This window comes from Myceligenerans halotolerans (genome assembly GCF_054782975.1).
This window is the reverse complement of record NZ_BAAGRL010000021.1, coordinates 256,893-270,027: the sequence shown is the minus strand read 5'-3', so window position 1 is coordinate 270,027 and position 13,135 is coordinate 256,893. Positions and strand designations below refer to the sequence as shown.

Below are 13,135 nucleotides of genomic sequence, written 5' to 3'. Positions count from 1 at the left end.
GCCCGGCGCGGCACGAGACGGTCTCGCGGGAGCGACGAGGGCAGCCGTGGCAAGGCCCGCGAGAAACCCAGGTGGCGGCCGTGGTGACCCGCGCACGTGATGTGTGCGAGCCCGCTCGGTGCCAGGATGGATCCATGGCGACCGTGACGGGCGAGGCCCCGGACTCCGGCCCGATGTTCGACGGCGTCCGCATCGGCCGGCCGGCGGCCGGCGCACTCCGGCACGCCGGCTATCGCGCGCTCGCCGAGTTGCCGGAGGAGCTCGACGAACTGCTGAGCCTGCACGGAGTGGGACCCAAGGCGATCCGGATCCTGGGGGAGGCGCGGAACACGCGCCGGTCGTGGTGAGCGGGCCGCCGGTGAGTCGCCTCCTCGATTACTGGAGTGGTTGCTCTATTATTGGCGCATGACCACGACGCGCATCCGCCAGTCGCCCGCCGTACCCGTCCTGCTCGTCGGCGGAGGAACGGCGCTCGGCATCCTGCTCGGCCTGTTCGGCCCGCAGCTCGCCCGCGGCCTGACCGCGCTGATCGAGCGGACGCCGTTCCCGGTGCACGGCCTCGTCGAACGGCTCGGCCAGATCGACCAGGCCTGGTCCCTGCCGATCCTCGGCGGCGCCGGCCTGCTCGGCGGGATCTTCCTCGCGATCGTCGCCGCCGGCGATGCCCCCGAGCTGGAGATCGCCCGCGACCACCTGGAGCACCGGCAGCAGAACCGCGAGGTCTGGGTCGAGCGCGCCGAGACCGCGGCCGCGTTCCGCGACCGCACGGACCTCGTGCTCCTCGGGGCCGACGGCGGCCTGCGCGCACGGCTCGACACCACCGACCTGCCCGGGGCGAAGATCCACGCCGCCCTGACGGGTGACGGCTGGCCGGTTCGCGACGACGACCCGTACGACGCCGACTTCCAGCCATGGGCCGACGGCCGGCCCGGATTCACGCCCGAGGAGCACGCGCTGCTGCGTGAGCGCCGCGGGGAGCGCAAGGACAAGGCGGCGCGGCGCAAGACCGACGCGGCGCTCGCGGAGGCCGGCCTGGTGGTGCGGGAGAGGGGCGACCGCCTGCAGGTGCGCCGGGTGCGCGAGGGCGTGCGTGGCGCGGACCGTTGATCCGGCCCGCCACGAGGCGCGACGCCTCGTCATCATCGACGCCGCGCTGACCGTCTTCGCCGCCCGCGGGTACGACGGCGCCACCACGGCGGCGATCTGCCGGCAGGCGCGGATCGGGTCGGGGACGCTCTTCCACTACTTCCCGATGAAGCTCGCCATCCTGCTGGGGATCCTCGAGTACGGTACGCGCGAGGTCCGGGAGTCGGCCGCGGCGTACGAGGGGCGTGACGACCCGCTCGGGGTGCTGCTGGAGATCGTGGGCCAGGGCGCCGACGAGGCCGCCGACCCCAGGATGCCGGGGTTCGTGCGCGCCGCCGCCGGCGTGATGCACCTGCCCGAGGTCGCCACGGCGCTCGAGGCGGACGCGGAGGCGCAGCGGGCGAGGATCCGGCCGTGGGTGGAGCGCGGACAGGAGTCCGGCGAGGTGCGGACGGACCTGGCGGCCGGGCGGATCGTGTCGTGGCTGATGCTGCTGACGGACGGCTTCCTGGAGCGCGTCGCGGTGGAGCCGGGCTTCACCGCGCTCGGCGAGAAGGACCTCTTGGTCGCGACTGCACGCGAGTTCCTCCGGCCGAGGTAGACCGAAGCCGGGCACCGGCGATCGCGGTGCCCGGCTTCGGGTGCGTCCGACCGGTGTCCGGTCGGCGGAGCCCGGACCAGCTGGGTCCGGGCGGGCGGATCAGGCTTGCGAGGTGGCCTCGGCCTTTTCCTCGCCCTCCTTGGCGGCGGCGATGATCAGCGCCGCGGCGACCGCGCCCACGGCCGCGACGGCGGCGACCGACGCGGCGATGGCGACCTGGGCGGCGACGCTCGCCGCGCCCCACTCGCTGCCGGCGATCTCCTCGGCGCGAGCCTCGGCGGCCTTCCGGTCCTCCTTGCCCACCACGTTGCCGACCAGGCCGGAACCGTGCAGCAGGGAGATCAGGGTCGCGGTGCGCTCGTCGGGCTCGGCGCCCTCCACGAGGACCTTCTTGAGGGTCGCGCGCAGGGTGTCCTCGTGCGTCGAGTCGGCGGCGGGCCAGCGGGTCTGCGGGAGCATGCGGAAGAGCTTGGTCTCCTCCTTCTCCAGGATCCCGCGCTCGACCAGCCCGTCCAGGAGGTTCTCCTCGGCGTTCTCGGCGATCCGCTCGACCACCTTGTGCGCGCGGCGCTCCTCGCCCTTGGCGGCTTCGAGGGCCGCGTCGAGCGCCGTGTTGCCGGTGGGGTCGGGGTTGGTGATGAGGATCTTGGCCTCGGCGGCCTCCTTGCGCTCCTCCTTCGTGGCGCCGGCCTCCGGCCCGCCCTGGGTGAGGATCCTGTTGGCGTCGGCGAGGTCGGCCAGAAGGGCGCCGGCGAGGCGGGCGTTCAGGTTGTCGACATTGGCGGTCTTGCCGGACTCGTCGTCGACGGCAAGCAGCAGCAGGTCTTCGGCAATCAGCATGGCCGCACCATATCTCGATTAAGGCGGATAACGACGATTCGTGCCGCGGCCTGTCTCTACCGGCCCAGGTACGTGGCGTCGCCGTTGCTCGTGGAGATCTCGACGGTCCGGTCGGCGTCCGGATCGGTCGGCCCCTCGACGGTCTCGGAGCCGTTGCTGGTGCTGATCGTGAGCCGCACGGGTTCGTCGTCGCCGATCACGGTGACCTCGCCGTTGCTCGTCTCCGCGCGCGCGTCCCCGCCGAAGCCGTCGATCTCGATCCGCCCGTTGCTGGACTCGGCGACGACGTCCCCGCCCACGTCCACGACGCTGGTCCGGCCGTTGCTCGTGGAGGAGTCGAACGTCCCGGCGATCCGCTCCGCCTCGACGTCGCCGTTCGACGTGCTCACCGAGACGTCGCCCCCGGCATCGCGCACGACGACGGCACCGTTGCTGGAGGTGAGGGTCTGGTGTCCCGAGTTGTCCGACGACTCCAGGTCACCGTTGGTCGTCCTCACCTCCAGCGTCCCGGCGAGCCCGGCGGCGATCACCTCGCCGTTGGAGGTGCGCACCGTCACCTCGGTCCCGGCGGGCAGGGTCACGTCGAGCTCGCCCGCGCATCGCGGGAAGCTCAGGAACGGCCGGCACTCGTGCGTGACGACCAGACGGTCGCCCTCCTCGCGGGTGGAGTAGTCCGGGCTCGTGAGGCCGCTGTGCGCGATGGCCTCGACCTCCACGTCACCCTCGGCCGCCCGCACGGCGACATCGCCGTCGGCCACCAGCTCGACCGTGCCGGCCGGATCGTAGGACTGGTGCGAGCTCTCCGTCCGGGCGTTCGACACGTCGGCGTAGAACAGCGCCCCGGCCGCGGCCAGGACCAGCGCGCCGATCCCGCCGACCAGCGCCGCGACCCGCCCGGCCGAGCCCTGCGCGGGCTGCGGCGGCGGGTACGCGCCGGGGACGGGGCCTTCCGGCCTGCTCGGGACGGACTGGGGCGGCTGGCTCTCTGCACTGCTCATGGTTCGACCCTAGGCTCCCGCCCCCCACCGGTCACTGGGGGAGCCCCCTGAACCGGGGTGGGGGGACAACCCCACCCGGGTGCACCGGCACGCACCATGGTCCCGGCCGAGTCGCGGACCGCAGGCTGGGAGCATGACCACCATGACCCTGCCCTCCGGCGCGAGGCCCGCGCCACCTCTCGCCCCGCGCGCCGGGTTCCTCACCGCGCCCTTCCGCACACGGACCTGGAGCGAGTACGGCTACCTGTGGCTCGCGCTGCTCGTCGCCCCGTTCGGCCTGGCGTACATGCTGGCCACCATCGCGCTCACCGCCGGGCTCGCGGTCACCGTCGCCGGACTCTGGGCCGGCGGCGGCATGGTGGCGGCAGCGCGCGGCTGGGGCGCCATGCACCGCGGGCTCATGCTGCAGACACTGGGCACCGAGATCGCCGAGCCGCCCCCGTTCCGGCGCGGGCGCGGGTTCTGGCGGGGCATGGGATCCCTGCTCGCCGACAGCACCGGCTGGCGCGCGCTCCTGTTCCTGTTCGTGGCGTTCCCGGTCACGGTGATGGGGTTCGTCGTGAGCACCGTGTTCGTCTGCGTGACGCTCGGGGCGATCACCTACCCGGCGTGGTACGGCTTGCTCCCGCAGCAGACGAGCGACGCGTACTCGCTCTGGGACCGCTGGTTCCTGCCTCCGGGGGGTGAGAGCTCCCAGGACAGCGCCGCCCCGTTCGGTGACTGGCTCGCGGACGAGCCGGCGCGCCTGGCGCTCACGGCCGCCGCCGGCGTCGTGCTCCTGTTCGTGTGGCCCTGGGTGATGCGCCTGTTCACGACGCTGCTGCGCGTCCTCGCCCAGGCCCTCCTCGGCCCGACCCGCGGCGCCCTGCGCGTCGCCGAGCTGCGCGCCTCCCGGGCCGGCGCCGTCGAGGGCGCCGACGCCCGCCTGCGCCGCATCGAACGCGACCTCCACGACGGCACGCAGGCCCGCCTCGTCGCCGTCGCCATGCAGGTCGACGAGGCACGCGAGCACCTCGCCGACGGCGAGCCCGCCCTCGCGTCCGGCCTGCTCGACACCGCCCACGCCTCCGCGCTCGAGACCCTCGCCGAACTCCGCGAGATCGCGCGCGGCATCCACCCGGCCGCCCTCGACAGCGGGCTCGCCGTCGCGCTGCGGACGCTCGCCGCCCGGGCGCCGCTGCCGGTGACCGTCGACATCGCACCCGACGTCGAACAACCCCGCCTCGCACCCGCCGTCGAGTCCATCGCCTACTACACGGTCGCCGAACTCGTCACCAACGCCGCCAAGCACGCCGCCGCGAGCGCCGTCGGTATCCGGGTGGACCGGCTGGACGGCACCCTGCGCGTCCAGGTGCGTGACGAGGGGCGCGGCGGGGCCGTCGTCGTCGGGGACGGAGGCGGTGAGCGGACCGGACTGGCCGGCCTCACCGAACGGGTGCGCGCCGTGGACGGCGCGTTCGACCTGGTCAGTCCAGCGGGAGGGCCTACGGTGGTGACCGTGACCCTCCCGACCAGCACCCGCCCGTGACGGCCGGGAGCGGCCTGCGCGTCGCCATCGCCGAGGACTCCGTCATCCTCCGCGACGGCCTCGGCGCGCTCCTGCTGCGCCGTGGCCACCAGGTGGTGGCGGCCGTGGGGGACGGCGACGCCCTCGTCGGCGCGGTGGGGGCGCTCGCGGACGCGGGTGCGCCACCGGACGTGGTGGTGGCGGACGTGCGGATGCCGCCGTCGCACACCGACGAGGGGCTGCGGGCGGTGCTGGCGCTGCGGGAGCGGCTGCCGGGCCTGCCGGTGCTGCTGTTCTCGCAGTGGATCGAGACGACGTACGCGTCGCGGCTGCTGGAGGCGGACGCCCGGGGCGTGGGGTATCTGCTGAAGGACCGGGTGGCGGACGTGCGGGAGTTCGTCTCGGCGCTGGGGCGGGTGGCGGCGGGGGAGACGGTGCTGGACCCGGAGGTGGTGACGCAGCTGCTGGGCGCGGCGCGCAGCAGCGCGGATCCGGGCCTGGAGCGGCTGACGCCGCGGGAGCGGGAGGTGCTGGCGCTGATGGCGCAGGGGAGGTCGAACGGCGCGATCGCGCAGGATCTGGTGCTGTCGTACGGCGCGGTGGAGAAGAACGTCGCGGCGATCTTCACGAAGCTGGACCTGCCGCAGGACGCGGCGGCACACCGCCGCGTCCTGGCGGCCCTGCGTCATCTGGGAGCGGACGGGGCGACGTCGTAGGAGCCGTGCCGCTCAGGCGGCGTAGAAGACGAGTTCGAGTCCGAACTCCGCCAGGATCTCCGGGAGGTTGCGGATCAGGTCGCGGTCCTTCTCCTTCTCGGGCGCGGGTAGGTCGTCCCACGGCACGCCGATCATGGGGTGCAGCCGCTTCTCGTCGTCGCGGACCGGGCCGTGCCGCCAGCCGAGCTCGAGGCGCACCGCCTCCCACAGGTCGTGCTCGGCCTTCGCGAGGCGGTCCAGCATGGGGCCCGCGATGGTGACGTCCGTGCCGCCGTCGCGGGGCGCGACGGTGCCGCCCACGCGGGCCAGCCGGTCCGGGAGGCCGATGACCCAGCGGCGGTTGGACTCGCGCAGGTCGTCGGTCAGCTCCTCCCACCGGCGCATCGCGGGGGTGCTCGCCCAGACGACGCCGCGTTCGAGCTGGTTGCGCAGGTAGACGTGGTGCACCGCGCGCGCGAGGCGCTCGTACACGTCCTCGTGGACGCGTGGCTCGGGGTGGCGGGTGTGGGCAAGCAGGTCGTGCACGACGACGGTCCGCAGGCGCCCGTCCAGGTCGTCCAGCACGCGCGTCCCGTTGCCGTCGAACACGCCCGCGAGGCCCGACAGCCGGTCGAGCACCAGCACGAGCGACCCCGGCGCGCCGTGCCAGAGCGCCGGGGTCGTCAGCGTGGTGTGCAGCGCGGCGTCCTCGTCGTCGGGGCAGACGTAGATCCGGTCGAGCGCCATCCCGTCCGGGAGGCTGGTCATCGCCCGCAGGTCGCAGGTGTCGGTGACCGCGCCCCAGCGGTTGGTCAGTTCCTCGGCGACGGTGGCGGCGTCGTCGGCCACGAGCACGATCGTCAGCCGGCTCCGCACGCCGGAGACGAGCTCCCACTCGCTGGCCAGTGCGACGACGAGGGCGCGGGCCAGGTCGCCCGAGCCGATCACCGCCACGGCCGACGCGGCGGCCAGCGACCCCGCCTCGCGTGCGGCGAGGCTCTGCGCGGCGAGCACGTCGAGCGTGAAGAAGTCGATGCCCGAGGTGGCGCACGCGAGGTGGCGCGCCTGCAGCGCGATCGCCAGCTCCGGGTCGCTGACGTGCGCGTACAGCCGCTGCGGGCCGCGGCCGCGCTCGCGCACGGTGTTCGCGACGCCGGCCACGGTCAGCACGTTGACGCTCGGGTTGCCCGAGTCGTCGGAGCACGCGTACAGGACGGCCGCGCCACGCAGGCCGGCGTCGTCCAGGTCGTCCTGCTCGGACGCGCGCAGGACGGTGTGTCCTCCGGTCCGGAGCGCGTCGGCGACCGCGAGGGCGGCATCGGTCTGCCCGACGACGATCGCGTGGCCCCGCGTCCGCCGTTCCCGCATCCGCCGCAGCCGCTCGGCGAACAGCGCGCGGACGGCCTCGACGATCGCCCAGACCGCCGCCGCCGGGGCGATGAAACGGGCAGCCTGGAGCTGCCACGACAGGCTGCCGCCGTCGCTCGCCGGATCGGCGCCCAGCACGAAGAGCTGGAGGTCGTGGTAGAGGACGTCGAGCCAGGTGCGGCCCGGCACGTCGGCGGTGTCGAGCGCGAGCCCCCAGCCGCCGAGCGCGAGTGAGGCGCCGACCAGGCCGACGAATCCGATCCGTGTCCAGGGGAGGCGCGCGCGGGTCACCGGGGAACGGTACCCCAATGTCCTGCTATGTCAGTCATTTCCCGCGCAGGTAGGCCGCGATGCCGTCCAGGTCCGCGAGCCGGCCCACGTGGCCGAGCTTGGCCGGGTTCACCACGCCGTGGGCCGCGACGATCCGCGTGGTGCCGTCGGGCTCCGTGCCGAACTCGAAGGACAGCGTGGCGAGCACGCCCCCGCCGAGAGCTTCGTCGGCCACGACGAGCAGGCCCGGGGCGCCGTTGATGTCCTCCGGCACGTAGTGCGCCAGGCCCGGCAGACCGCGCCGGGTGAAGCCGGCCAGGAGCTTCGCGACGCGCTCGCGGCCGGACATCGGCTTGGTGATGGCGAACCCGGGCGGGACGTTGCCGCCGCCGTCGCCGGTGAAGACGACGTCGTCGGCGAGGATGTCGACGAACGCCTCGATCTCGCCGTCCTCGACGGCGGCGAGGAACCGGCTCACGAGCCGGTTCGCCTCCTCCCTGTCCGCGGGGGCGTGCGTGCGCCGCAGCGTCTCGGCGCGCTTCGCCTCGATCCGGCGCCGCGCCCGTGAGGCGAGCTGGCGGGCCGAGACGGTGGTCGTCCCGATGATCTCGGCGGCCTCGCCGTGAGGGTAGCCGAGGACGTCGTGCAGCAGGAAGGCGGCCCGCTCGGTCGGCGTGAGGGTCTCCAGGACCACGAGGAACGCGGTGGAGAGGTCGTCGGCGAGCTCGGCGTGCGCGGCGGCGTCGGGCGGGGGAGCACCGTGCGCGACGGCGGGCGCCTCGTGACCCGGCCACTCCGCCGTCGTCCCCGGCACGAGCGGTTCCGGCAGCCACGGGCCCACGTACGTCTCGCGCCGCACGCGGGCCGAACGCAGCACGTTGATCGACAGCCGGGTGGTGACGGTCGTGACGAACGCCTCGGGGTTGCGGACGCCGCCGGGCTCGGCCGCCTGCTGCGCGACCTTGAGGAGGGCCTCCTGCACCACGTCCTCGGCCTCCGCCACGCTGCCGAGCATGCGGTAGGCCACCGCGAAGGCGAGCGGCCGGAGCCGGTCGAGCACGTCGTCGTCGATCGTCGGGGTCATGGGGCCATCTTCCCCGCCACCGACGGCGGTGCGGGCGCGGATCGTGTCCATGTCCCGGACGACAGGGTGGCTCAGCGGAATGTGACAGGCGGTCCGAGGTCGTCTGCCATGACGGTCGTCACACCGGGGGATTGGGGCGGTGCATGGCAGGGCTTGGACATATCGCCTAAATCGCTGCGTGTCAATTGCTGCCGTGGTATCGGGCTTTCTGGTGAATCATTACGGTTCGAGCCTGACATCCGGAAGCGTCGACCAGATGGGGTGAGCGGACGTGCGGGTCGCGGTCGTGGGAGCAGGGTTTGCAGGGCTCGCGGCACTCAAGGTGCTGCGGGAGCTGGGGCACGAGGTGGTGGTCTTCGAGAAGGCGCCGGACGTGGGCGGTGTGTGGAGCCGGACGCGTCGGTACTCGGGGCTGACGACGCAGAACAACAAGGACACCTACACGTTCTCGGACCATCCGATGCCGGCAGAGTACCCGGAGTGGCCGACAGGCGCCCAGGTGCAGGCGTACCTCGAGGCGTACGTGCGGAAGTTCGGCCTCGCGTCCGGCCTGCGGCTGTCGACGGAAGTGGTACGGACGGACCTGACCGATGCCGAGGACGGCTGGCTCGTCACGGCACGTCCGGCGGGGGGCTCGCTGCAAGCGCCCGAGCGGTTCGACCACCTCGTGGTCGCCAACGGGATCTTCTCCGACGCGGTGCTGCCGCAGTACAAGGGGTACTCCGACCTGGTGCGGAACGGCGGGCGGCTGCTGGCGCCGTCGCAGCTCAACGACATCTCGGAGGGCGCGGGCAAGCACGTCCTGGTCGTGGGGTACGGGAAGTCGGCGTGCGACATCGCGACGTCGCTGGGGCCCATCGCGGCGAGCACCCGCGTGATCGCCCGCAGCCTCCTGTGGAAGATGCCGAAGCGGATCGGCAACGTCCTGAACTTCAAGTACCTGCTGCTGACGCGGCTCGGCGAAGGGCTGTTCCGCTACATCACGCCGGTCGGGATCGAGAACTTCCTGCACGGCCGCGGGTACCCCGTCACGCGCGCGATGATCGGGTCCATCGCGGGGATCACCACCCGCCAGCTGAAGCTGCGCAAGCTCGGGCTGGTGCCGCACGGTGTGTTCACAGATATCGCCCGGCAGTCGGTCTCCCTGGTCAGCGACCAGTTCTTCGAGCAGATCGCCAAGGGGAAGATCATCGTGCACCGCGAAACGTTGATCGAGCGGTTCCTCGTCAAGGACGGGCGTCCCTGCGCGAAGCTGTCCGACGGACGCGTCGTCCGCGCGGACCTGGTCGTGTGCGGGACGGGATGGCACCAGCGGGTCCCGTTCCTCGACGAGAAGATCCAGCGGCGGCTGCACGACGACGAGGGCAACTTCCACCTGTGGCGGCAGATCCTCCCGCACGACGTGCCGAACCTGACCTTCAACGGCTACAACTCCTCGTACTTCAGCCCGCTGAGCGCGGAGGCCGGTGCCCTCTGGATCGGCGCCCACCTGGCGGGGAAGGTGCCGCTGCCGCCGCTGGGGGAGCGGCGGCAGTTCGTCGAGACCCGGCTGCGCTGGACCGAGGAACGCACCCAGGGGCATCACGCGCGCGGGACGTGCGTCATCCCGTTCTCGATGCACAACGTCGACGAGACCCTCGACGACATCGATCTGAACGTCTCGCGGAGCGTCAAGGTCAAGCAGTGGCTCCTCCCGATCGACCCGTCGGAATACCGGGGCGCGGTGGACCGGCTGAAGGCGCGGCTGGCGGGCACCTGACCACGTGGCGGTCCGGCGGGTAGGGAGCGGGGGTTCCGGGCAAAAGCGCTCGCCGTGGGTCGCGGCCGCCGCTACGGTCGCGGGCATGGTTCCTGACGGATGGATCCCGCACCGGCGGGACGACGGCGAACTGGTCGGCTGGATCCGGCCGGCGGGCGACGACTGGGTGGCGGTGTCGCTGCTCGGTCGGGACGCGTCGGACACCGTCGGCTGGGTCGAGGCCGAGGAGGCCCTGGAGGGGCTCGGGCTTCGCTGGCTGGCGGAGGTCTGGACCCTGGAGCGCCCGGACGGTGACCCGCTGCGGGTGCGGATCGTGGACGTGCGCCCGGGGCGCGTCGTCGTGCAGACCGACGACTTCGGCGCCCTGGACGCCGTCGTCGAACGCGTCGAGCTGGACTGGCCGACGCCGCCGGCCCTGCGCCCCCGCCGCCCGGACGACCCAGTCGTGTTCGGCGCGGCGTGACGACCCGCAGGGCCGGGGCCGCGGCGACCACGCCATTCTGGCGACCACGCGCTTCTGCCTCGTGGGAGCGCGGCCACGGGGCGGAATGGCGTGGTCGCCAAGATGGCGTGGTCGTCAGGCCGGGGAAGCGGGCGGCCTGGCGGCCGGCATGGTCAGCCCCGTCGGCGTAGTAGCAGCCCGCGCAGTAGTGCCGCTTGGCCCGCGTGCTGGGCCTCGTCGTCGAACACGCTGATCAGGCGGACGCCGAGGGAGACCGGCGGGTCCCAGGAGGTGTCGACGATCCGGTCGAGGTCGGTGTCCGTGAGGGCGGAGACGTAGTCGATCGTGCGCTCGTGGACGGCGTCGTGGTAGCCGGTGAGCAGGTCCGGGGAGGTGACGCGGACCGCCGCCACCTCGTCGGTGCGGTGCCCGTAGCCCGTGTCCCGGATCGGGAGCGGGAGGGCGAACCGCTCCGCCCAGCCCTGGTGGGACCAGACCTGGTCCGCGCGCGCGACGTCGGCCACGTGGTCGTCCTGGATCCGCGTGAGGTGCCAGACGAGCCAGGCGACCGAGTTCGCGTCGGGGTCGGCGCGCCACGCGAGCTCGTCCGCGGTCAGCCCCTCGACCGCGGCGTGCACCTCCTCGCGGATCCGGCCGAACGCGTCCACGAGCAGGTCCGCACCGTTCATGTCGATCTCCCCCTCCGCGGCGTCGCTCTGCTGCCACGATGCTATGGGGTGCGGGCGGCGGCCCCGCCCTCGAACTCGCGATCGGCACCGGCCGGATCGCGGCCCGCTCGCCGGGCGTGCCTCGTTCGGTCGTACCGACCACGGCCCGGGCCACGCTTCCGGTGCGGTGCAATTCGGGGAGATCCGGTGACATAGAGACGGTATGAACAGACACCGGGTCGTCCCGGCCTTTCCTGCGGTTCTTCTGATCGGGGCCCTGGCCGCCGGGTGCACCGGCGGAGCGCGGGGTGGCCCGCCTTCCGCGTCAGCGCCCTCGCCGACGATGACGATCTCCCATGGCGTGAACGGCGGCGCGGAGCCCTCGCCGTTCCGGGTGGTGTACGACGGTCATGAGCTGGAGCTCGGCCCGTACACCTATTGCTATGGGAACGAGTGCGCGGACGGGTTCGACCCTGACCCGCCGTCGATCGGGTCGCCCGGGGAGATCCATGTCCAGGTCACCGCGCGGGACCTCGACGAGTTCTCCGTGTCCTCGACCGACGACCTGCGGCCGGACGGCACCGCGAACGAGGACGCGGACTGGTCGGTGGTCCCGGCCGAGCCGGAGGGTGACGGCTGGTGGGTGGTCCGTCCGGACGGGCCCACCGGCGAGTACCTGCTCACGCTGACGGCCCGGGGCGACAGCACCGGGGACATGGTCGCCGACCTGCGGTGGGAGATCCCGGCCGGCGCCGGGTAGGCGGTGGTCACTCCCGGGCGCCGGGCGGTGGCGCGGTGCACCTGCCCGGCCCGGGCGGCTTTCGGTCGTGCTGGTCAGCGGGCTCCGATCGGTTCCTCTTCGCGGGGGCCGTGGGCCGGCGCATCGCCTTCCGGCCGTGGCGTCCTTGCCGGCCGCGATCCCCACAGGACGCCCGTGATGACGAGGGCGGCGCCCGCGAGCTTCAGCGGGCCGACCTCCTCGCCCAGCAGCAGGGCCGCGGAGCTCAGTCCGACCACCGGGACCAGCATCGAGAACGGCGCCACCATGCCCGCCGGGTGCCGGCCCATCAGCCAGGTCCAGATCCCCGAGCCCGCGAGTGTCGCGACGAGCACCGTGTAGGCGAGCCCCCCGAGCGCCGGCAGCAGGCCGGGGCCGGGCGCGAAGGACCGCACGATCGCCGTCGGCCCCTCGACGACCAGCGACAGCAGCGCCATCGGCACGGGCGGCACCACCGACATCCAGAGCGTCACGTGCAGCGGGTTGGGCCGCCGCGCCGCCCCGGCCATGGCACGGGCGTTGGACACGTTGCCGATCGCCCACCCGAACCCGCCGGCGAGGACGAGCAGGAAAGGTGCGAACGCGGCCTCGGCCGCCTGCTGCCAGCCGACGACGGCGAGCCCCGCGGTGGCCACGAGCAGCCCGGCGAGCTGTCGGCCCGAGACGCGCTCGCGGAACACCGTCGCGCCGAGCAGGACCGTGAAGGGCGCCGACGACTGCAGCACCAGCGACGCGAGCCCCGGCGGGAAGCCGGCCGCCATGCCCCAGTACAGGAACAGGAACTGGAGCGTGCCGAATCCGAGACCGTAACCGACCAGCCACTTCACGGATACCTGCGGCCGCGGGATCAGGAGGAGCGTGGGCACCGCGATGGCCGTGAACCGGAGCGCGGCCAGCAGGAAGGGCGGGAACTGCTGCAGGGACGCGTCGATGGCGATGAAGTTCAGACCCCACATGAGGGCGACCGAGAAGGCGAGCAGGCGGTGCGTGAGCGGCATGGCCCGAGTCTGCGGGCCAGTGCTCTGTAGGACAAGTGAAA

The 13,135-nt window shown here is 73.3% G+C and carries 14 protein-coding genes; 8 read left to right on the top strand and 6 right to left on the bottom strand.

The features are described 5' to 3' along the window. Positions 1-134: 134 nt before the first annotated feature. Genes ACYVK5_RS14785 through ACYVK5_RS14775 form a run of 3 tightly spaced genes read left to right on the top strand, consistent with a single transcriptional unit; the run spans position 135 to position 1,687 of the window. Positions 135-347: a helix-hairpin-helix domain-containing protein gene (locus ACYVK5_RS14785; protein WP_460706251.1), complete on the top strand. Its 213-nt coding sequence runs from the start codon at positions 135-137 to the stop codon at positions 345-347. A gap of 58 nt (positions 348-405) precedes the next feature. Continuing rightward, positions 406-1,107, top strand: coding sequence for a YqeB family protein (locus tag ACYVK5_RS14780; protein ID WP_460706249.1), 702 nt, complete (start codon positions 406-408; stop codon positions 1,105-1,107). Next, positions 1,091-1,687 carry a TetR/AcrR family transcriptional regulator gene (locus ACYVK5_RS14775; RefSeq protein ID WP_460706247.1) on the top strand — a complete coding sequence of 199 codons (597 nt, stop codon included), beginning with the start codon at positions 1,091-1,093 and terminating at the stop codon, positions 1,685-1,687. Before ACYVK5_RS14780 ends, ACYVK5_RS14775 begins: the two co-directional genes overlap by 17 nt. A gap of 99 nt (positions 1,688-1,786) precedes the next feature. Here ACYVK5_RS14775 and ACYVK5_RS14770 read toward each other — a convergent pair whose 3' ends face one another. Both ACYVK5_RS14770 and ACYVK5_RS14765 read right to left on the bottom strand, forming a co-directional pair. Then, positions 1,787-2,527, bottom strand: a complete 741-nt coding sequence (locus ACYVK5_RS14770; protein WP_460706245.1) for a GOLPH3/VPS74 family protein — start codon at positions 2,525-2,527, stop codon at positions 1,787-1,789. Between the two features lie 56 nt (positions 2,528-2,583). Then, positions 2,584-3,525 carry a DUF4097 family beta strand repeat-containing protein gene (locus ACYVK5_RS14765; protein ID WP_460706243.1) on the bottom strand — a complete coding sequence of 314 codons (942 nt, stop codon included), beginning with the start codon at positions 3,523-3,525 and terminating at the stop codon, positions 2,584-2,586. Between the two features lie 133 nt (positions 3,526-3,658). On the opposite strand from ACYVK5_RS14765, the gene ACYVK5_RS14760 reads away from it, so the two are divergent. Together ACYVK5_RS14760 and ACYVK5_RS14755 are read left to right on the top strand one after the other, a co-directional pair. Further along, positions 3,659-5,053, top strand: coding sequence for a sensor histidine kinase (locus ACYVK5_RS14760; protein ID WP_460706241.1), 1,395 nt, complete (start codon positions 3,659-3,661; stop codon positions 5,051-5,053). 14 nt (positions 5,054-5,067) lie between these two features. Further along, positions 5,068-5,748 carry a response regulator gene (locus ACYVK5_RS14755; protein WP_460706315.1) on the top strand — a complete coding sequence of 227 codons (681 nt, stop codon included), beginning with the start codon at positions 5,068-5,070 and terminating at the stop codon, positions 5,746-5,748. Between the two features lie 12 nt (positions 5,749-5,760). On the opposite strand, the gene ACYVK5_RS14750 is transcribed toward ACYVK5_RS14755, so the two are convergent. Together ACYVK5_RS14750 and ACYVK5_RS14745 are read right to left on the bottom strand one after the other, a co-directional pair. Next, entirely contained in the window at positions 5,761-7,386 is a 1,626-nt protein-coding gene (locus ACYVK5_RS14750; protein ID WP_460706238.1) for a RyR domain-containing protein, read from the bottom strand. 34 nt (positions 7,387-7,420) lie between these two features. Then, positions 7,421-8,449 (bottom strand): sigma-70 family RNA polymerase sigma factor, encoded by a 1,029-nt coding sequence (locus tag ACYVK5_RS14745; RefSeq protein WP_460706236.1) that lies wholly within the window; start codon positions 8,447-8,449, stop codon positions 7,421-7,423. A gap of 286 nt (positions 8,450-8,735) precedes the next feature. On the opposite strand from ACYVK5_RS14745, the gene ACYVK5_RS14740 reads away from it, so the two are divergent. Beyond that, on the top strand, positions 8,736-10,208 hold the full coding sequence (locus ACYVK5_RS14740; protein WP_460706234.1) for a flavin-containing monooxygenase: 1,473 nt from the start codon (positions 8,736-8,738) through the stop codon (positions 10,206-10,208). 85 nt (positions 10,209-10,293) lie between these two features. Continuing rightward, positions 10,294-10,671, top strand: coding sequence for a hypothetical protein (locus ACYVK5_RS14735; RefSeq protein ID WP_460706231.1), 378 nt, complete (start codon positions 10,294-10,296; stop codon positions 10,669-10,671). Positions 10,672-10,823: 152 nt separating this feature from the next. Here ACYVK5_RS14735 and ACYVK5_RS14730 read toward each other — a convergent pair whose 3' ends face one another. Beyond that, positions 10,824-11,339, bottom strand: a complete 516-nt coding sequence (locus ACYVK5_RS14730) for a mycothiol transferase (RefSeq protein ID WP_460706229.1) — start codon at positions 11,337-11,339, stop codon at positions 10,824-10,826. Between the two features lie 322 nt (positions 11,340-11,661). On the opposite strand from ACYVK5_RS14730, the gene ACYVK5_RS14725 reads away from it, so the two are divergent. Continuing rightward, positions 11,662-12,078 carry a hypothetical protein gene (locus ACYVK5_RS14725; protein WP_460706227.1) on the top strand — a complete coding sequence of 139 codons (417 nt, stop codon included), beginning with the start codon at positions 11,662-11,664 and terminating at the stop codon, positions 12,076-12,078. A 74-nt stretch (positions 12,079-12,152) separates the two neighbouring features. Here ACYVK5_RS14725 and ACYVK5_RS14720 read toward each other — a convergent pair whose 3' ends face one another. Then, positions 12,153-13,094, bottom strand: a complete 942-nt coding sequence (locus ACYVK5_RS14720) for an EamA family transporter (RefSeq protein ID WP_460706225.1) — start codon at positions 13,092-13,094, stop codon at positions 12,153-12,155. Between the last annotated feature and the right edge of the window lie 41 nt (positions 13,095-13,135).